This window comes from Streptomyces sp. JLYT201, from assembly GCF_059448825.1.
The window spans coordinates 1,403,281-1,421,089 of sequence record NZ_CM182551.1 but is presented as its reverse complement, the minus strand read 5'-3'; the positions used below and the strand labels follow the sequence as shown (position 1 = coordinate 1,421,089).

The 17,809-nt window shown below is 73.8% G+C and carries 15 protein-coding genes; 10 read left to right on the top strand and 5 right to left on the bottom strand.

Annotated features, from left to right (window positions below; translation table 11 throughout):
* Window positions 1-59 precede the first annotated feature (59 nt).
* Entirely contained in the window at window positions 60-2,282 is a 2,223-nt protein-coding gene (gene katG, locus AC5WAM_RS06030; protein WP_366789376.1) for a catalase/peroxidase HPI, read from the bottom strand.
* Window positions 2,283-2,576: 294 nt separating this feature from the next.
* Between katG and AC5WAM_RS06025 the strand changes: the two genes are divergently transcribed.
* Window positions 2,577-2,990, top strand: coding sequence for a Fur family transcriptional regulator (locus AC5WAM_RS06025; RefSeq protein WP_138963550.1), 414 nt, complete (start codon window positions 2,577-2,579; stop codon window positions 2,988-2,990).
* Here AC5WAM_RS06025 and AC5WAM_RS06020 read toward each other — a convergent pair whose 3' ends face one another.
* Window positions 2,991-3,962 (bottom strand): NADP-dependent oxidoreductase, encoded by a 972-nt coding sequence (locus AC5WAM_RS06020; protein WP_495521860.1) that lies wholly within the window; start codon window positions 3,960-3,962, stop codon window positions 2,991-2,993. It lies immediately after the preceding gene.
* A gap of 171 nt (window positions 3,963-4,133) precedes the next feature.
* Window positions 4,134-5,042 (bottom strand): LysR family transcriptional regulator, encoded by a 909-nt coding sequence (locus AC5WAM_RS06015; RefSeq protein ID WP_495521859.1) that lies wholly within the window; start codon window positions 5,040-5,042, stop codon window positions 4,134-4,136.
* A 69-nt stretch (window positions 5,043-5,111) separates the two neighbouring features.
* On the opposite strand from AC5WAM_RS06015, the gene AC5WAM_RS06010 reads away from it, so the two are divergent.
* Both AC5WAM_RS06010 and AC5WAM_RS06005 read left to right on the top strand, forming a co-directional pair.
* Window positions 5,112-6,101, top strand: a complete 990-nt coding sequence (locus tag AC5WAM_RS06010; protein WP_495521858.1) for an EamA family transporter — start codon at window positions 5,112-5,114, stop codon at window positions 6,099-6,101.
* 111 nt (window positions 6,102-6,212) lie between these two features.
* On the top strand, window positions 6,213-6,608 hold the full coding sequence (locus AC5WAM_RS06005; RefSeq protein WP_366789380.1) for a VOC family protein: 396 nt from the start codon (window positions 6,213-6,215) through the stop codon (window positions 6,606-6,608).
* A 56-nt stretch (window positions 6,609-6,664) separates the two neighbouring features.
* On the opposite strand, the gene AC5WAM_RS06000 is transcribed toward AC5WAM_RS06005, so the two are convergent.
* A complete protein-coding gene (locus AC5WAM_RS06000; protein WP_495521857.1) occupies window positions 6,665-8,545 on the bottom strand; it encodes a reprolysin-like metallopeptidase in 1,881 nt (626 codons plus the stop codon).
* Window positions 8,546-8,907: 362 nt separating this feature from the next.
* On the opposite strand from AC5WAM_RS06000, the gene AC5WAM_RS05995 reads away from it, so the two are divergent.
* The 6 genes from AC5WAM_RS05995 (at window position 8,908) to AC5WAM_RS05970 (ending at window position 16,200) form a co-directional block, all read left to right on the top strand.
* Window positions 8,908-9,615, top strand: a complete 708-nt coding sequence (locus AC5WAM_RS05995; protein ID WP_366789382.1) for a Crp/Fnr family transcriptional regulator — start codon at window positions 8,908-8,910, stop codon at window positions 9,613-9,615.
* 68 nt (window positions 9,616-9,683) lie between these two features.
* Window positions 9,684-10,478, top strand: coding sequence for a hypothetical protein (locus AC5WAM_RS05990; RefSeq protein WP_495521856.1), 795 nt, complete (start codon window positions 9,684-9,686; stop codon window positions 10,476-10,478).
* Window positions 10,475-12,877, top strand: coding sequence for a hypothetical protein (locus tag AC5WAM_RS05985; protein WP_495521855.1), 2,403 nt, complete (start codon window positions 10,475-10,477; stop codon window positions 12,875-12,877). Before AC5WAM_RS05990 ends, AC5WAM_RS05985 begins: the two co-directional genes overlap by 4 nt.
* Before the next feature lies 1 nt (window position 12,878).
* Complete coding sequence (locus AC5WAM_RS05980; protein ID WP_495521854.1) at window positions 12,879-14,027, top strand: hypothetical protein; 1,149 nt, start codon at window positions 12,879-12,881, stop codon at window positions 14,025-14,027.
* The gene (locus tag AC5WAM_RS05975) at window positions 14,024-14,599 is read left to right on the top strand and encodes a Pycsar system effector family protein (protein WP_495521853.1); all 576 of its coding nucleotides are present in this window, start codon (window positions 14,024-14,026) and stop codon (window positions 14,597-14,599) included. The genes AC5WAM_RS05980 and AC5WAM_RS05975 overlap by 4 nt, the downstream gene beginning before the upstream one ends.
* A gap of 155 nt (window positions 14,600-14,754) precedes the next feature.
* A complete protein-coding gene (locus AC5WAM_RS05970) occupies window positions 14,755-16,200 on the top strand; it encodes a glyceraldehyde-3-phosphate dehydrogenase (protein WP_366789387.1) in 1,446 nt (481 codons plus the stop codon).
* A 126-nt stretch (window positions 16,201-16,326) separates the two neighbouring features.
* Here AC5WAM_RS05970 and AC5WAM_RS05965 read toward each other — a convergent pair whose 3' ends face one another.
* A complete protein-coding gene (locus AC5WAM_RS05965) occupies window positions 16,327-16,938 on the bottom strand; it encodes a nucleotide triphosphate diphosphatase NUDT15 (protein ID WP_495521852.1) in 612 nt (203 codons plus the stop codon).
* A 315-nt stretch (window positions 16,939-17,253) separates the two neighbouring features.
* On the opposite strand from AC5WAM_RS05965, the gene AC5WAM_RS05960 reads away from it, so the two are divergent.
* Window positions 17,254-17,796: a hypothetical protein gene (locus AC5WAM_RS05960; RefSeq protein WP_495521851.1), complete on the top strand. Its 543-nt coding sequence runs from the start codon at window positions 17,254-17,256 to the stop codon at window positions 17,794-17,796.
* Window positions 17,797-17,809 lie beyond the last annotated feature (13 nt).

The window sequence follows — 17,809 nt, the reverse complement described above, 5'->3', positions numbered from 1 at the left end:
GTCCCGCACGGGACCGGCCCGGACTTCGGGTCGCGGGACGACCGGGAGGCTACGGCGGACTAGACCAGGTCGAACCGGTCCAGGTCCGTGACCTTGGCCCACGCCGCGACGAAGTCCTTCACGAACTTCTCCTTGGCGTCGTCGCTCGCGTACACCTCCGCGACCGCGCGCAGCTCGGAGTTCGAGCCGAAGACCAGGTCGGCGCGGGTGCCGGTCCACTTGACCGCGCCGCTCGCGTCACGGGCCTCGAAGGTGTCCTGCGCCTCGGACGTCGACTTCCACGTCGTGCCCAGGTCGAGCAGGTTGACGAAGAAGTCGTTGGTGAGCGTGCCGGGGCGGTCGGTGAGGACGCCGTGCTTCGACCCGCCGTGGTTCGCGCCGAGCACGCGCAGACCGCCGACGAGGACCGTCAGCTCGGGCGCGCTGAGGGTCAGCAGGTTGGCCCTGTCGATGAGCAGGTACTCGGCGGGCAGGCGGTTGCCCTTGCCCACGTAGTTGCGGAAGCCGTCGGCCGCGGGCTCGAGCGCCGCGAACGACTCGACGTCCGTCTGCTCCTGCGCCGCGTCCACCCGGCCGGGCGAGAAGGGCACCTCGACCTCGACGCCCCCGTCCTTGGCGGCCTGCTCGACCGCCGCGTTGCCCGCGAGGACGATCAGGTCGGCGAGGGAGACCTGCTTGCCGCCGGACTGGGCGGAGTTGAAGGACTCCTGGATGCCCTCGAGCGTGCGCAGCACCTGCGCGAGGCTGTCCGGGTCGTTGACCTCCCAGTTGCGCTGCGGCTCCAGGCGGACGCGGGCGCCGTTGGCACCGCCGCGCTTGTCGCTGCCGCGGAAGGAGGCCGCCGACGCCCAGGCGGCGGAGACGAGCTGCGCGACGGTGAGGTCGGTGGCGAGGATCCGCTCCTTGAGGGCGGCGGCGTCCGCGGCGTCGATGGTCTCGCCGGTGCGCTCCGGCAGCGGGTCCTGCCACAGCAGCACCTCGGAGGGGACCTCCGGGCCGAGATAGCGGACGACCGGGCCCATGTCACGGTGCGTCAGCTTGTACCAGGCGCGGGCGAAGGCGTCCGCGAACTGGTCCGGGTTCTCGTAGAAGCGGCGCGAGATCGGCTCGTAGACCGGGTCGAAGCGCAGCGAGAGGTCGGTGGTGAGCATCGTCGGGCGGCGCTTCTTCGCGGGGTCGAAGGCGTCCGGGATGATCTCCGGGGCGTCCTTGGCGACCCACTGGTGGGCGCCCGCCGGGCTCTTCGAGAGCTCGTACTCGTACTCGAAGAGGTTCTTGAAGAACAGGTTGCTCCACTGCGTGGGCGTCTCGGTCCAGGTGACCTCCAGGCCCGAGGTGATGGCGTCCTTGCCCACGCCCGTGTTGTACGTGCTCTTCCAGCCGAGGCCGAGCTGCTCCATGGGGGCGGCCTCGGGGTCGTTGCCGACGTGGTCCGCGGGGCCCGCGCCGTGGGTCTTGCCGAAGGTGTGGCCACCGGCGATGAGGGCGACGGTCTCCTCGTCGTTCATCGCCATGCGGCGGAACGTCTCGCGGATGTCGCGGGCCGCGGCGACCGGGTCCGGGTTGCCGTTGGGGCCCTCGGGGTTGACGTAGATCAGGCCCATCTGGACCGCGCCGAGCGGGTTCTCCAGCTCGCGGTCGCCGGTGTAGCGCTCGTCGTCGAGCCAGGTGGTCTCGGGGCCCCAGTAGACGTCCTCCTCGGGCTCCCACACGTCCTCGCGGCCGCCCGCGAAGCCGAAGGTCTTGAAGCCCATCGTCTCCAGGGCCACGTTGCCGGTGAGGACCATGAGGTCGGCCCAGGAGATGTTCTTGCCGTACTTCTTCTTGACCGGCCACAGGAGGCGGCGGGCCTTGTCGAGGCTGGCGTTGTCCGGCCAGCTGTTGAGGGGGGCGAACCGCTGCTGACCGGCGCCGGCGCCGCCGCGGCCGTCGCTGATGCGGTAGGTGCCCGCGCTGTGCCAGGCCATGCGGATCATCAGCGGGCCGTAGTTGCCGAAGTCGGCGGGCCACCAGTCCTGCGAGGTGGTCAGGACCTCGGCGATGTCCCGCTTCACGGCGGGCAGGTCGAGGGAGCCGAACGCGGCGGCGTAGTCGAAGTCCTCGCCCATCGGGTTCGCCACGGCCGGGTTCTTGGCGAGGATCTTCAGGTTCAGCCGGTCGGGCCACCACTGGCGGTTCCCGCCGCCCTGCGTCGGGTGCGGGGCGCGCCCGTGCGCGACCGGGCAGCCGCCTGTCTCCTCCGTCTTCGGGTCGGTGACGATTGCGTCGGGGTTCTCAGCCATGGGAATCCTTCCGGATCGGTCTAGGCGAAACGTGGAGCTCGAAGAACAGCAGGCGGTGGAAGGGGCCGCACCGACCGCGTGATCGACGTCAGGAACGACTCCGTACGACTTGTGGTGGTTGTCCCTGACGCGTCCTTGGGACAGGGGCGAGGCTGCCCTTGGCCATCGTCGGGAACCGATCCTACGATGGACGGGATCCAGGTCAAGAAGCTCACCTGATCCATATTCATTCGGAGCAAGTAGCGCTGCCGTAAACTCCGGGTACTCCACCGAACCGAGTAGGTGAACCGACACATGAGCGACCTGCTGGAGCGACTGCGCGGGCGTGGCTGGCGGGTGACCTCCCAGCGACGCGTCGTCGCCGAGGTCCTCGACGGCGACCACGTGCACCTCACGGCCGACGAGGTGCACGCGCGCGCGGCCGAGAGACTGCCAGAGATCTCCCGCGCGACCGTCTACAACACGCTGGGCGAGATGGTCTCCCTCGGTGAGGTCATGGAGGTTTCCACCGACGGCCGCGCCAAGCGCTACGACCCCAACGCGCACCACCCGCACCAGCATTTGGTCTGCTCCCGCTGCGGCACCATCCGCGACGTCCACCCGACGGGCGACCCGCTGTCCGCCCTTCCGCAGGAGGAGCGGTTCGGTTTCGCGGTCTCCGGTGCCGAGGTCACCTACCGGGGGCTCTGCCCGGCCTGCGCCGTCTGATCACGTCCCGGCGACGGAGAGCACGATCTTGCCGGTCGTACGGCCCCGCTCGCCCAACGCGTGGGCCCGGGCGGCCTCTTCGAGCGGCAGGACCGTGTCGACGACCACGCGCAGCCGGCCCTCCTCGACCAGCGAGGCGATCGCGCGCAGGCCGCCGTGGTCGGGCTCGACGAGCATGAACACCGCCCGCACCCCGGCCGCCTCGGCCTCCCGCGCGGGGAAGGCGTCGTCCGGCGGCAGGAGCGAGACCAGCGTGCCGCCGGGCCGCAGCGTGCGCAGGGACCGGGCCCAGTGCGGGCCGCCGATGCCGTCCACGACGACGTCGACGTCCCGGAGCAGCGCGGCGAAGTCCTGGGTGCGGTGGTCGATCAGCTCGTCGGCGCCGAGCGAGCGCAGCAGCTCGTGCTTGGCGGCACTGGCCGTGCCGATGACGTGCGCGCCGCGGGCCTTGGCGATCTGCACGGCCAGGTGGCCGACCCCGCCCGCGGCGGCGTGGACCAGGACGCGCTGCCCCGGACGGACGTCCGCGGTGTCCACGAGCGCCTGCCACGCGGTCAGCGCGGCCAGCGGCAGGGCGCCCGCCTGGACGTGGGTCAGGCCCGCGGGACGCGGCGCGAAGTGCCGGGCCGGGGCGGTGACGTACTCGGCGTAGGCGCCCGCCGGGTGCGGGAAGCGCGGCATGCCGAACACCGCGTCGCCAGGACGGAAGAGCGCCACGCCGTCGCCGACCGCCTCCACCACGCCGGACACGTCGAAGCCGAGGGTGAAGGGCGGCGTCGTACCGTCGGCGAACACGCCCCGCGCGCGGGTCTTCCAGTCGGCGGGGTTCACGCCCGCCGCGTGCACCCGGACCAGGATCTCGCCCCGCCCCGGCTCCGGTCGCCGCACCGTGACGACCTTGAGGACGTCCGGCGCTCCGGCGGCGTCCTGGGAGACGGCGCGCATGGTGGTGGGGGTGGTGGTGCGGTGCATGGTGTCGTGCCCTCTTCGGCGGTCGTTCCTGCGGATGGTCCGGTGGCGCGCGCCGGGTGCTGCCCGGGGCGCGTCCTCAGCGTGCCGGGGCGAAGGGGGCTCCAGTAGGGGCCTGCTGGTCAGGGAGCGACAGGATCGGGTCACGCGGTACGGGGGCCGCGCGGACCCGGGTCACGTCGTCCCGGCTGCCCCGGTCGTCCCAGTGGCTCCGGTCGTTTCGGTCCCTTCGGTCGCGAGGATCTCGTGGACGAGCGTCACCAGGTCCGGGACGGCCGGGTGGCCGAGGCCCTCGCGCCAGGCGAGGACGAGCGGGACGGGCGGGGCGTCCGCGAGCGGGCGGTAGACCAGCGCGGGATGCGCGTAGTTGCTCGGCGTGGCCGACGTGGTGACGCCCACGGCGCGGCCCGCGGCGATGGCGATGAGCCACTCGTCGGTGTTCGTCACCTCCAGGGTCGCGGCGGGCCGGGCGGCCGACGGCCACAGCTCCGCCGTGGTGGTGCCGGAGACGGTGTTGAGGGCGATCGGGCGGTCCGTCAGATCCGCCAGGGTGAGCCGGGGGAGGGCCGCCAGAGGGCTGTCCTCGGGCATGACCACCACCCGCTCCTCCATCCGCAGGAGTTCGGTGCGCAGCCCGGGCGCGGTGACCGCGCCGCGCAGCAGGGCCGCGTCGACCGTGCCCCGGGTGAGGCCCGCGGTGCGGTCGTCGACGCGCAGCAGCTCCAGGGGGACGCCGGGGCGCGTCTCGTCCCAGCGGCGCAGCAGCGCGACGGTGTGGTCCCCGAGCGCCGCCCAGGTGTGGCCCAGGCGCAGCGGCCGGCTCGTGAGCCCCGCCGGATCGAGGGCGGTCTCGACGGCGGCGAGCGCGGCGGTGGCCTTGTCGCGGAACGTACGGCCCTCGGCGGTCAGCTCCAGGTGGTGCGTGGAGCGGTCGGCGAGGCGGGCACCGAGGTGGTCCTCCAGCTGGCGCAGGGTGCGGGAGAGCGCGGGCTGGCCCACGTGGAGGCGGGCGGCGGCGCGGGTGACGTTGCCTTCCTCGGCGATGACGAGGAAGGCACGCAGATGCCGCAGCTCAATGGTCATGCTTCCAGAGCATAACCACGGTGAAATAGGCATTTCACGCGGCGCGTACGGCTCCCTAGCGTGAAGCGCATGACACCTACGACAGCGACGACGCCTACGACAGCGACGACGACTACGCCTACGACCGGGGCGACGGCCGCGCACCCCCCGCCCCCGGCCGCGGCGACGGCGACGGCCACGTCCGCCGGGCCCCCCGCCCCCGCCGTCCTCCGGCGAGCCGCTGGCCGCGGCCCCCTCGGCGGGGTCGGCCTGGTGCTCGCCGGGGCGGTGACCGTGCAGTTCGGGTCGGCCGTTGCGGCGCTCCTCTTCCCCCGGGCGGGGGCGCTCGGCACGGTCGCGCTGCGGGTGACGTTCGCCGCGGTGCTGCTGCTGGTCGTCACGCGGCCCCGGCTGCGCGGTCACACGCGTACCGACTGGGCGGTGGCGGGCGGCTACGGCCTCGCGCTCGGCGGCATGAACGTCCTCTTCTACCAGGCGATCGACCGGATCCCGCTGGGCGCGGCGGTCACCCTCGAAGTGCTCGGCCCGCTGCTGCTCTCGGTCGTCGCCGCGCGCCGCGCCGCCAGCCTGCTGTGGGCGGGTCTCGCACTGACCGGGGTGTTCCTGCTGGGCCAGGGCGGGTTCGGCCGTCTCGACGCGGTGGGCGTGGCGTTCGCGCTGGGGGCCGGGGCGATGTGGGCGGCGTACATCGTCTTCAGCGCCCGCACGGGGGCCCGCTTCCCGCGCCTGGACGCGCTGGCGCTCGCGATGGCCGTCGCGATGCTGGTCAGCCTGCCGCTCGGCATCGGGGCCGCGGGCGCGACGCTGCTCGAACCTGGTGTGCTCGCGCTCGGCCTGGTGATCGCGGTGATGTCCTCGGGCATCCCGTACGCCCTGGAGCTCCTGGCCCTGCGCCGACTGCCCGCGGCGACCTTCGCGGTCCTGACGAGCCTGTCACCCGCCCTGGCCGCGCTCGCCGGATACCTGGTCCTCGGCCAGGGCCTCTCGCCGGTCCAGTGCGCGGCGATCGCGCTGGTGGTGGCGGCGAGCGTGGGCGCGGTCCGCACGGGCGGGCGCTGAGTCCGGGCGGACGCCGTCGACACCCGGGCCGGCCCCCCTCGAAGGCGGTCGGTCGAAGGTGGTCAGTTTTCGAGAAGCGACGCGCGCCGACGGCTGCCTACCGTGGTCGTCATGGACATCAAATTGCAGGTGAACGCCATCATGCTGGGCGTCGAGGACGTCGCACGCGCCAAGAAGTTCTACGCCGAGGGGCTCGGCTGCGAGGTCGAGCAGGACCACCCCGGGTTCGTCAGGTGCGGCCTGGGCGAGGGCTCCGCGTCCCTCGTGCTCTACCCGCGGGAGGCGGCGGCGCGGGACGCCGGGGTCCCGGCCGGGGGATCCGGGTTCCGCGGCTGCTCGTTCCACTTCGTCACCGGCTCGCGCGAGGAGGTGGACGAGGTCATGCGTGCCGCGGTGGCCGCGGGCGGCACCGCGGTCAAGGAGGCGACCGCGGCCGAGTGGGGCGGCTACGACGGCTACTTCAGCGACCCCGACGGCCATCTGTGGAAGGTCGCCACCGCGGCCTGAGCGTGCCGCGTGCCGCGGAGGGCCGGGAACCCCCGGCCCTCCGCGCCGTCGCGTGGTCAGCCGGTGTACGTGAAGCCGATCGACGCGGTCAGGGAGTTGCCGCGAGCCGTGGCGAACTGGACGGGGCCCGCCTGGGGGTAGGCGGGCGCGGTGAAGGTGACCTTGGTGTCGTCGACGACGCGCACGTTCGTGGCCGCGACCCCGCGGAAGCCGCCCGCCGTCGGCGTGCCCGCGAGGACCTGGGTGGTGCCGGTGAGCCCGCCGCCGGTGAGGGTGACGGTGAAGCCGCCCTTGACGGATCCCGTGGCGGGGCTGACGGCGGTGAGCGCGGCCGGGACGGGGCTGAGCGGCGCGCCGGCCTTGACGAACTTCACGGTCACGAAGTGGTCGCTGTCCATGGTGACGCTCAGGGAGGCCGCGCGGGTCGGCTGGACCTTCCCGTCGACGGTCCAGCGGTCGACCTTGTGGCCGGAGTCCGGGGTCGCGGTGACCGTGACCTGGTCACCGGTGGCGAACAGGCCCGTGGAGGGCGTGCTGACCGTGCCGCCCGTACCGTCCTGGGGCACCGCGGTGAGGGCGTGGCGCCTTGCCTCGGTACGGTCGGCGGCCGCGCGGTAGTTGGCGAGCACCGGGCCCGTGAGGTTCATGACACGGGTGGAGTCGGCGGGCTCCTTCGACCCGAGCGCCACGCCGCGCGGCGCGCCGTCGTACTCCTGACGGGGGTTGGAGAACCACATCTTGTTCTCGCACTTGTCCTCGTCGGCGCAGCTCATGTTGTAGCCCATGATGTCGACCCAGGTGCGGTCCTTGGGCAGGAAGCCGTGGTTGTCCGGGTAGTAGGGGTTGAAGTTGCCCGGCCGGTAGTTGTCCTCGTCCGGGTCGACGGGGTCGGTGACGTAGTCGTGGTTGAGGCCGAAGTTGTGGCCGATCTCGTGGGCGAGGTGGTGGGTGCCGAAGGTGTCGGCCTGCTGTGCGCCGAACCCGGTGTCGTCGGTGCTGTACGTGGCGTTGTCGCCCGGCATGAGGCGCGGCAGGGAGGGGGTCATCCCGGTGCCTGCCGTGTAGAGGCCCTCGGGGGGCGTGAACTTCGACAGGACGTGGACGAGGTCGGCGCCCTTGGCGTCCCGGGTGGCGCGGACGCCGGTGGCCCAGTCGTCGGAGTAGCGCGGGTCCTCCGGGTTGGCCAGGGCGTTGGTCATGCCGTCCATGTCGCTGGCGGCGCCGCTCCACCTCGGGGTCTCGAATGTGCCGAGCAGCCGGAGCCGCGTCTTGACCTGGCTGTCGGCGTACGCCTGGTTGGTGCCCTCGACGGCGGCCTTGGCCTGGAGCGCGAGGGCGTCCGCTCCGCCCTCGGTGTCCGTGGCCGTCTCCGGGGTGTAGCCGATCAGCACGTCGATGACCGGGTCCTGGGGCTCGGCGCGCCGACTGGGTGGCGCGGCGGGCCGTGCGGGTGCGGCCAGGCGCAGCGCGTCGCGCACGAGCGGGGTCTGGCGCACGGTGTCGAACGAGCGGACGCGCGACATCCCGGGCCGTACGGCGTCCAGGGCGTGCCGCACCCGCCCCTCGTGGATCTCCCCGGCGACCCGGGGCCTGCCCTTGCCGCAGGCGCCCTCGACCGCGAGGGTGACCGGCCGGTCCGGGTGCCCGGCCAGGTGCCCGCTCCACAGCAGGGTGCCCGTGCGGTCACGCGAGACCTTCAGGGCCCGGGCGGTGACGGACCTGCCCCCGGGGAGCGGCAGGACGCGCAGGTCGGGCGCCGTGACGGGCCCGCGCCGGCACAGGGCGCGGAAGGTGCCCCCGGGCCACTCGACCTCGCCCGTGCGCAGCAGGCCCGGGAGGCCGGGGGCGGGCGGCGCGGCGGCGGGGCTCGGGGTCGCGGGCAGGGCGGTGGCGAGCGCGGCGGCGGCTCCGACGACGGCGAACCTGACGGGGATCATGGGGCTCCTTCGTATGCGCGGACGAACGGCTCGGACACGAGAACGATCACTCGGCGCGCGGACGGGCGCGGCGGGAGCGGGGCCGAATGGCCGCCCGGGAGGGGTGAGCGCGGAGCGCGCCGGGCGCGGCCGGGGCGAGGCGAACGGCGCGCGGGCCACGGTCGGGGGATGACGGGGGAGGTTGACCGGGCTCGGGGGAGGCTGACCGCGCTCGGGGGAAGTGGACCGCGTCGATCTCATTGACGTGCGCTTGTCAGCTGCCTAGCGTGCTGTCGATTCCAGGGCGATCCGGGCCGGGCCCGGTCGATGAGGGGTCGATCGCAGGTCGATTCCGCGTAGGCGCCGGTCCAGGAGCGGTCAGCTTGAGTCTCATCGAACAGGAACAGCCCCTGCTCGACGCGTTGCGGCCGCGGGACCGGGCGGCCCTGCTCGCCCTGGGCACCCCGCGCGGCTACGCGTCCGGCGAGGTGCTCGTGCCCGAGCGCGCCACCACCTCCTACGTCGTCGCGATCCTCGGCGGCTGGGCGGTGGTCTCCGTGGCGACCGAGCGCGGTCAGCGGCTCATCCTCGCGCTGCGCGGCGCCGGGGAACTGGTCGGCGAGCTCGCGGCCGTGGACCGGCGGCCGCGCAGCGCCACGGTGACGGCGCTCGGCCGCGTCGACGCCGTCGTGATCCCCGGGGACCGGTTCCGCGGCTTCCTCGGCGCCAGCCCCGCGGTCAGCGCCCTCGTGCTCCGGCAGCTCAGCTCCCGGCTGCGCAGCTCCGACGGCGAACGCCGCTCGCTGGCCTCGGAGAACGTGCTCCAGCGGCTCGCGGCGCGCCTGGTCGAGCTGGCCCGACGCGCCGGGCGCCACCACCCCGACGGCAGCGTCACCATCGATCTGCCGCTGCCGCAGCACGACCTCGCCGCCTCGGTGGGCTCCACCCGGGAGGCCGTCGCCAAGGCGCTGCGGCTGCTGCGCGAGCAGGGCGTCGTCCGCACCGCCACCAGGCGCCTGGTCGTCACCGACGTCGAACTGCTGCGGCTGCTCGCGGGCGAGGGGCCGTCAGGAGCGGGGCCGGTTGTGTAAACGGCTACATACACCGCGGTCGGCCGCGCTCATTCTGGTGGTGCCGGACCGTCGTCGAGGGGGATGCAGTGAGCAGTCACGAGGCCGTCCACCGGCTGGTGGTGAGCGCGGACGTCAAGGGGTCCGGGCGCCTCGGCCACCAGGCCAAACTCCGGTCGCGCCGGGCGATGTACGAGGTCTTCGAGGCCGCCTTCGCCGCCGTGGGCGTGGGCGGTCAGGTCCATGTGGAGGACCGGGGCGACGGCGTGCTCGCCGCCCTCGCCCCGCAGGTGCCGCCCACGGCCATGGTGGGGCTGTGGCTCGAAGAGGTCCACCAGGGGCTGCGCGAGCACAACCGGGGCGCGAGCGAGCCGCTGCGGCTGCGGATCGCGATGCACGGCGGCCCCGTCAGCCACGACGGCCGGGGCCTGGTGGGCCGGGCGGTCGACCTGACGTGCCGGCTGTGCGACAGCGAACCGGCCAGGGCGATCCTGGCCGCGGACGACGGCGTCGACGTGGTCTTCGTCGTGTCCGACGTCCTCTACCGCTCGGTGGTCGCCGAGGGCGGCAGATTCGTGGAGCCCGAGCACTACCGCCCGCTGCCGGTGCGGGCCAAGGAGACCGACGAGGTCGCCTGGTTCCACGTGCCCCGCAGGACCCAGCCGCCCCTGCCCGCGGCCGGGCCCGCGGCGCCACCCGCCCCCGAGACCGGCTCGCCGCGGGCCGACCGGGCCGGAGCCGACGGGGCGCGGTGGCCGACGAAGTACTGGATCAACGTCAACGGACACAACCAGATCGTGGACGGCGCGGAGGTCCACGGCGACATCGTCGGCGTGCGCGTCACGCCGGAGGACGACAGCGCGGAAGGAGCCGGGCCGACGTGAGCGACAACGGGGGAGGAGCCGGGGGAGGCGCCGGGCCGCAAGGCGGCGGAGGCAAGGCGGGCGGCGGCGGACCGGCGCCCGGCGGTGGCGGTGGTGACAAGGCGGGCGGCGGGCCGGGGCGCGGGGCCGGTACCGGTGCGGCGGGAGCCGACGAAGGCCGCAGGCACGGCGCGGCCCGCTCCGGGCTCCTCGGGGACCTGCCCGCGGCGGGCGCGGGCGACGCCGTGCGTCAGGCGCGCGCCAACTTCGTCGACGTCAACGGGCGCAGCGCGATCCTCGACGGCACCCAGGGCGATGTGCACCTGGGCGACCACCACCACTACCACGACGCCCGGGCCGGGGCGCCCCGCCTGGTGTCCGGCCCCGTGCCCCGCGACGAACTGCGGCGCCTGCGCCGCGTCTTCGAGGAGCCGCCCGGCTACGCGGACCTGGGCGGACTCCTGAAGCGGCAGCGGCTGATCGCCCTGTGCGGCGACCCGGGCAGCGGGCGCGGCTACACGGCCCTCTCCCTGCTCGACGAGGTCACGCACGGGCGCGTCGCGCGCCTGGACCCGCGTACGGAACTGGACCGGATCGGCGAGGCGGACCTGGAGGAGGGCTGCGGCTACGTCGTGGAGCTCACCGGGGAGGAGGCGGTCACCGCCCCGCGGCGCCCCGGGCGCGCCGCGCGGGACGCACCCGGGCGGCGGCGCGGGCGGGAGCCCGAACACCCCGCCGAACTGCACCTGGACCGGCTCAGCACCCTCCTCGACCGGCGCGGGGCGTACGCCGTCCTCGTCGTCGGGGCGGGCGGCTTCGCCGACGAGCTGCTGCGCGGCCGCTACGGACGCCTGTTCCGCCCCCCGGCGGCCGACGGCATGCTCCGCAAGCACCTCGTGGCCCTCCTCGGCCACACCGAGAGCGACCGCGTCGAGCAGGCCCTCGCCCTCGCGCGCGAACCCCGCGTGGTGCGGGCCGTGGGGCTCGACCCGCTGCGCCCCCACGAAGTGGAGTCCCTCGCCCGGCTCCTGGTCGGCCGGCTCAAGGAGGAGACCGACGAGGACGAGCTCCTCGGCGAGCTGCGGGCCTTCGCCCACCGGCAGGCCGGGGCGTGGTTCGCCGCCACCGGCCGGGCCGCGCCGCGCCACCGGGGCGCGGTGTCCGCGGCGCTGCGGCAAGCGGCCTTCCGCACGGCGGTGGCCGTCTACAACGGCTCGCCCCACAGCGTGGCCGCCGAGGCGGCGGAGCAACTGGCCTGGGAGTGGGCACAGTCCATGGACCCCGAGGGGGAGCCGGGCCGGCCCCTGTTCGGCGACCACCGCCCGGCCCGGCTCGCGGCCGCGCGGGCCGAACTCTTCACCGGCCGTGTCACGTACGACGGCCGGAGCCTGGAGACCCGCAAGGTGCGACTCCAGGGCAGCGCGCTCGCGCGGGCGGTCCTGGCCCACGTGTGGGAGGACCACCACAACGCGCGCAGGCCGCTGTGCCTGTGGCTGCGCACCCAGTGCGACGACGCCAGACCGGCCGTGTGGGTGCCCGCGGCCATCACCGCCGGGGCACTGTGCGCGCTGGAGTACTTCTACGCGCTGGAGGAGATCGTCTTCCCGATGGCCTCCAGCGACTCCGTCCAGCAGCGCCTCGCGGCCGCCACCGCGCTCGCCCAGGCGGCGGCCCTCAGCGAGTCGGTGCGCCCGGTCGTACGGGACACCGTGCGCGGGTGGGCGCGCGCCGACGACGAGGCGCGGCTCAGCACGGCGGCCCTGGTGCACGGTTTCGGCACCGTGGAGCGGTCCGTCCCGGCCGCCCTTGACGAACTGGGCCGCCTGGCGAGCCGGGAGGACTGGGACCTGCTGGTGCACGCCTCCTTCAGCGTGGGCCGACTGCTCGCCGGCGCAGAACCGGAGACGGTGCTGCGGCGGCTCGGCGCCTGGATGGGCGACCGGCGCACCAACCGCAGGGACCTGGCGCTGCTCACCGTGGACCGCCTCATCTGGCAGCGCGCGGCGCACCTGTGGGGCCTGGAGGAGACGCCCGCGCTCAGGGAGAACACGAACTGGCCGCTCGCCGCTGCCCTCCTGACCGCCTGCCCCCGGTACGCCGGGATGCTGGCGGACCTGGTCTGGTCGGGTCTGGACACCGCCCGCTGGCGACCCGACGTGCAGTGGTCCCTGTGCGAGTGGATACGGCGCGGCGAGGAGGACCCCCCGCTCCTCGACGTCCTGTGCGACTTCCTGCCCGCCCTCGTGAGCGGCGAGGCCGACGCCGAGCGGCTGCGGAACCTGGTCCGGGGCCTGGAGCGGGACCCCGACGAATCCGTGGCACCCGCCACCGTACGCAGGCTGCGCGCCGCCATCGACGGACAGCCGCACGTGGTCGTGCAGGTGGCCACGCCCAGCCCGCAAGCCGAGGAGACGGAGTGAGATGAACACCCAGAACCCGCCGCACGCCCGTCCGCCCGCCCCTCTGGCGCGGCCCGAGGCGCCGTCGCGCGTCGGTGGCGCCCCGACACCGGTGGCGTCGACGCCCCTGCCGCGCTCCCCGGACCCGGGCACGTGGCGCTCACCCGCCGAACGCCCGGCGGCCACCCAGGAGTTGGCCGGCCCCTTCCTGCGCGAGTACCGCCCGGACTGGCCCTATCGGCACCGCAGCGCACAGGTCGCGGTCGTGCTCTACTACCGCGGGCGGCCTCCCCGGGCGGTGGGGCCCGAGGGCGAGGAGGGGTTCCTGCTGCGCTGGTTCGCCCGCCCCTACACCGCGTTCGAGCTGCAACTGGGCTGGCACACGGTCTCGTTCAAGGTCGAGCTGCCCGCGGCGGAGCACGGCAGGTCCTTCCCCGCCGAGGTGCGGGTGCGCTGGCGGGTGGGCGACCCCTGCCTCGTGGCCAGGAGCCAGGTCACCGACGTCGCCGCGCTGCTGGTCCCGGAGCTGGAGCAGCGGCTGCGCGACGTGTCCCGTGGCTACTCCATCAACCGGGCGGAGGAGGTCCGCGACGCGGTGCACGAGGCGCTGGCCGGGCAGCACCTGGGCGGCCAGTTCGGCCTGGAGACGGACGTCTTCGTGACCATCTCCTGGGACACGCTCATCCAGGACCACGGCAGGAGCCTGGGCCGGGTGCTGCACCAGACCGACCTGGAGCGGCTCAACCAGGAGCTGCGCCAGCTCAGGGACGACAACAAGCGGGAGCTCATCCGGCAGTGGGCCGCCGACTTCCAGCGCGCCATCGAGCGCGGCGACCACGCCGTGATGGCGCAGATGATGGCGCGCAACCCCCAGGACCTGGGCGAGATCCGGCAGCTGTTCCGCAAGGAGCAGCGCGAGGAGCGCCAGGACGGCATGGAGCTGATGTCCCGCCTGATCGAGGGCGGCCTCCTGGAGCGCTGGGAACTCGGCGACCAGGCCATGGTGGTCGTGGAATTCCTGAGGTCCAGCGCGCGCCACGTCCTGACCGATCAGGCGGCGGGCGGTGGCGAGGCGCGGCGCACCCCCTTCTGGAAGCGGGCGGACGACACCGGGGGCGTCGACTCCGCGGACGCGCGCGGCGACGGCTCCGACGGGCGGGCACCCCGGTGACCGAGGGGGCGCGGACACCGCCGGGCAGGGGCACCGGCACCCGCTCCGGCACGGGCACCACGCCCCGGCGCGGCACCCCGGTGTCGCCGCTGTCGGAGCCGGGCTGCCGGTACGTCGCGGAGCGGCTCCTCACCACCGTGCGCGAGGAGGTCACGCGGGCCGACACCAAGGCCTCGATCCTGCTCTCGGGCGCGGTGGCCCTGCCCGCGCTCGTCGTGTCGGCCGACGGCGGCGGGCTCGGCCCGGACCCGCTGGGCCGGGCGGGGGCCGTGCTGTGGCTGGTCGGGATCGTGCTGCTGACCCTGGTGATCATGCCGCGGACCGGTCCGGACGGCAGGCCCGGTACGGCCGCCCAGGGACGGGGCCCTTCGGTGGTGTCGCTCCACCGGGGGGCCGATCCGGGCGAGGTGGCGGCGGAGGTGCTCACCGCGGGCCGCGACCCCGGCCACTGGCTCCTGGAGCAGTCGTGCGCGCTGGGAGCCATCCTGGCGGTCAAGTACCGGTGGCTGCGGTGGGCCGTGGGCTGTCTGGTGGTGGGGGGAACGGCCGTGGCGGCGGCCGCGCTCGGCTGAGCGGCCGCCCGCGCCCGAACCCGCGGGGCGTCCGGCATAAGCCCAGGTCGGAGACGCTTCAGTGAATCCGGGGCGTGGTGTGCGCAACACCCCATGGAGGCTCGAATGAACGTGGGGTTAGCATATGAGCGCCGCCTAGCTCGAAAGATATTCCTGTGACTGTCAATGACGACTCGTTCACCAATTGGAAGCACCGCGAGGAAACCGCGGAGTCGATGATCCCGCTCATCGGGAAGCTGCACCGCGAGCGGGACGTCACGGTCCTGCTGCACAGCCGCTCCCTGGTGAACAAGTCGGTGGTCAGCATCCTCAAGACCCACCGATTCGCCCGCCAGATAGCCGGCGACGAGCTCTCGGTCACCGAGACGCTGCCGTTCCTGCGGGCCCTCACCACGCTCGACCTCGGCCCCTCCCAGATCGACATCGGCATGCTCGCCGCGACGTACAAGGCCGACGAGCGCGGTCTGTCGGTGGAGGAGTTCACCGCCGAGGCCGTCGCCGGTGCCACGGGCGCCAACAAGATCGAGTGCCGCCAGGGCCGCGACGTCGTCCTGTACGGCTTCGGCCGCATCGGCCGCCTCGTGGCCCGGCTCCTCATCGAGAAGGCGGGGTCCGGCAACGGCCTGCGGCTGCGCGCCATCGTCGTCCGCCGCGGCGGCGAGCAGGACATCGTCAAGCGCGCCTCGCTGCTGCGGCGCGACTCCATCCACGGCCAGTTCCAGGGCACGATCACCGTCGACGAGGCGAACAGCACGATCATCGCCAACGGCAACGAGATCAAGGTGATCTACGCGGGCGACCCGTCGGAGGTGGACTACACGGCGTACGGCATCAAGGACGCCATCCTCATCGACAACACCGGCAAGTGGCGCGACCGCGAGGGCCTGTCGCAGCACCTGCGGCCGGGTATCGACAAGGTCGTCCTGACGGCGCCCGGCAAGGGCGACGTGCCGAACATCGTGCACGGCGTCAACCACGACACGATCAAGCCGGATGAGCGGGTCCTGTCCTGCGCCTCCTGCACCACCAACGCGATCGTGCCGCCGCTGAAGGCGATGGCCGACGAGTACGGCGTGCTGCGCGGCCACGTGGAGACCGTCCACTCGTTCACCAACGACCAGAACCTCCTGGACAACTACCACAAGGCCGACCGCCGCGGCCGCTCCGCGCCGCTCAACATGGTCATCACCGAGACCGGCGCCGCCTCGGCCGTCGCCAAGGCGCTGCCCGACCTCAAGGCGCCCATCACCGGCAGCTCGATCCGCGTCCCCGTGCCGGACGTCTCGATCGCGATCCTCAGCCTGCGGCTCGGCCGCGAGACCACCCGCGAGGAGGTCCTCGACCACCTCCGCGAGGTGTCGCTGACCTCGCCGCTGCGCCGCCAGATCGACTTCACGAGCGCCCCCGACGCGGTCTCCAACGACTTCATCGGCTCCCGGCACGCCTCGATCGTCGACGCCGGCGCCACCAAGGTCGACGGCGACAACGCGATCCTCTACCTCTGGTACGACAACGAGTTCGGCTACTCCTGCCAGGTCATCCGCGTCGTCCAGCACGTCTCCGGAGTGGAGTACCCGACCTACCCGGCTCCGGCGGCCTGACCGGGCGGAGCACGAGAAGGCCCCGCCGCGACGGGGGAGCGCGGCGGGGCCCACACGTCTGGTACCCGGTGGCGACGGGGCCATGCAAACGGATTGCGCCCTTCCTGGAACAGGTTCCACTCCTCCTTATCCGGAGTGGGCTGATCCGCATCTGGAGTGAGCCGCTCCGCCCGCCGCCGCGCGGGATCCGGCCGCCCACGGCTCGCCCGCGTGCCGTGCCACGGCATGCCGGTGCACCGGGGGCAGGCCGGGCAGGAGGCCCGGCCACACCGTGTCCAGGACGTGCGCGCTCGGGGTGAACAGGGCCGCGCCGAGCCGCGGCAGCGCGGTCACCTCGTGCCACTCCCAGCGGCGCATGAGCTGGGGCTCGGTCACGGTGGGCACGCCGGTGGCGCGGGTGACCTGGACGGCCGCCGTCAGACGCGGCATGCCGTGGGCGGCGTCCATGAGGACCGCGAGCACCCGCGCGTCGGACGGTTCCGCCCTCAGGCCCGTCTCCTCCAGGAGTTCGCGGACGGCGGCCTCCTCGAACGACTCGCCCGCGTCGGGCTTGCCGCCGGGCAGCTCCCAGGCGCCGCGGCGCGAGTGGCCGAGCAGCACCCGCCCCCGCTCGTCGGTGACGACGACGCCCGCGCCGACGAGCGCGTGCGCGGTGGGGCGGCGGTTGTCGGCGAAGGTGAGCGGCGGATGCCCGGGGGCGTGGCCGTCGCCCGGCTCGTGCCGCTGTGTGTGTCCCACCTGTGTTCCTTCCGGTTTCTCTGTTCCCGGCCGGTTGCTTGAGCCGGTTCCGCGCGCCGGGACCGTGCGCTGACCTTGGAGCCGGTTCCTGAGCCGGTTCCTGAGCCGGTTCCTGAGCCGGTTCTTGTGTCAGTTCTTGTGCCGGTTCCCTTGAGTCGATCATCCCGGCCGGGGCCGCCGTGACCAAGGGGCCGTGGATGTCCGGTTATGGCTCTAGGAGAAGCTGTGAAGGAAGTGAAGAATCCTCGATCGACCGGCATCTCAAGGGTCCTGCTCCCCAGGAGCCGTGCGCCACACCAGCCATGAGGAGAAGCCTTGCGTTCGATCAAGACGTCCGTACGCTCCCTCTGCCTCGCCGCGGCCGCCGTCGCGATCGCGGCGGGCACCGTGACCCCGGCGGCCGCCGCGCCGTCCGACACCCGGAACACCAAGGCCATGACCTGGACCTTCCTCGGCGACGGGCCTGACGGCACCGTGCGCGTGGGCGGGGGCCCGCTGAGCAACCCGTACCAGGGCGACACCGCCACCAGCACGGCGCTGCCCGTGCTCTGTATCAAGGTCGCCGGCAGCCCCGTGCCCGCGGGGATCACCCCCGACTTCTACGCGGGCTGGGCCAAGGGCACCGTCGCGGCCAGCAACCCCATCCGCGGCACCCGTCTGACCAGCCTCGCGGCCGCCGACGGCCTGTGCGCCAACACCTTCGGCGCGGGCTGGCGCATGGCCGAGTTCCACGACGGCAAGTACGGCCCGAACCTCGACAGTTCGGGCGGTTGGAGCTTCTGGGCGTACGGCGACGTCCCCATCGGCACCCGCTTCTGGACGTACATCAACGACCAGCCCGCCAACCCCTGGAGCTGAGCGGCCCCGCGCA

Bases quoted from the DNA above. Each gene is read 5' to 3' on its own strand.
- katG (WP_366789376.1), bottom strand. From the start codon at position 2,282: ATGGCTGAGAACCCCGACGCAATCGTCACCGACCCGAAGACGGAGGAG.
- AC5WAM_RS06025 (WP_138963550.1), top strand. From the start codon at position 2,577: ATGAGCGACCTGCTGGAGCGACTGCGCGGGCGTGGCTGGCGGGTGACC.
- AC5WAM_RS06020 (WP_495521860.1), bottom strand. From the start codon at position 3,962: ATGCACCGCACCACCACCCCCACCACCATGCGCGCCGTCTCCCAGGAC.
- AC5WAM_RS06015 (WP_495521859.1), bottom strand. From the start codon at position 5,042: ATGACCATTGAGCTGCGGCATCTGCGTGCCTTCCTCGTCATCGCCGAG.
- AC5WAM_RS06010 (WP_495521858.1), top strand. From the start codon at position 5,112: ATGACACCTACGACAGCGACGACGCCTACGACAGCGACGACGACTACG.
- AC5WAM_RS06005 (WP_366789380.1), top strand. From the start codon at position 6,213: ATGGACATCAAATTGCAGGTGAACGCCATCATGCTGGGCGTCGAGGAC.
- AC5WAM_RS06000 (WP_495521857.1), bottom strand. From the start codon at position 8,545: ATGATCCCCGTCAGGTTCGCCGTCGTCGGAGCCGCCGCCGCGCTCGCC.
- AC5WAM_RS05980 (WP_495521854.1), top strand. From the start codon at position 12,879: ATGAACACCCAGAACCCGCCGCACGCCCGTCCGCCCGCCCCTCTGGCG.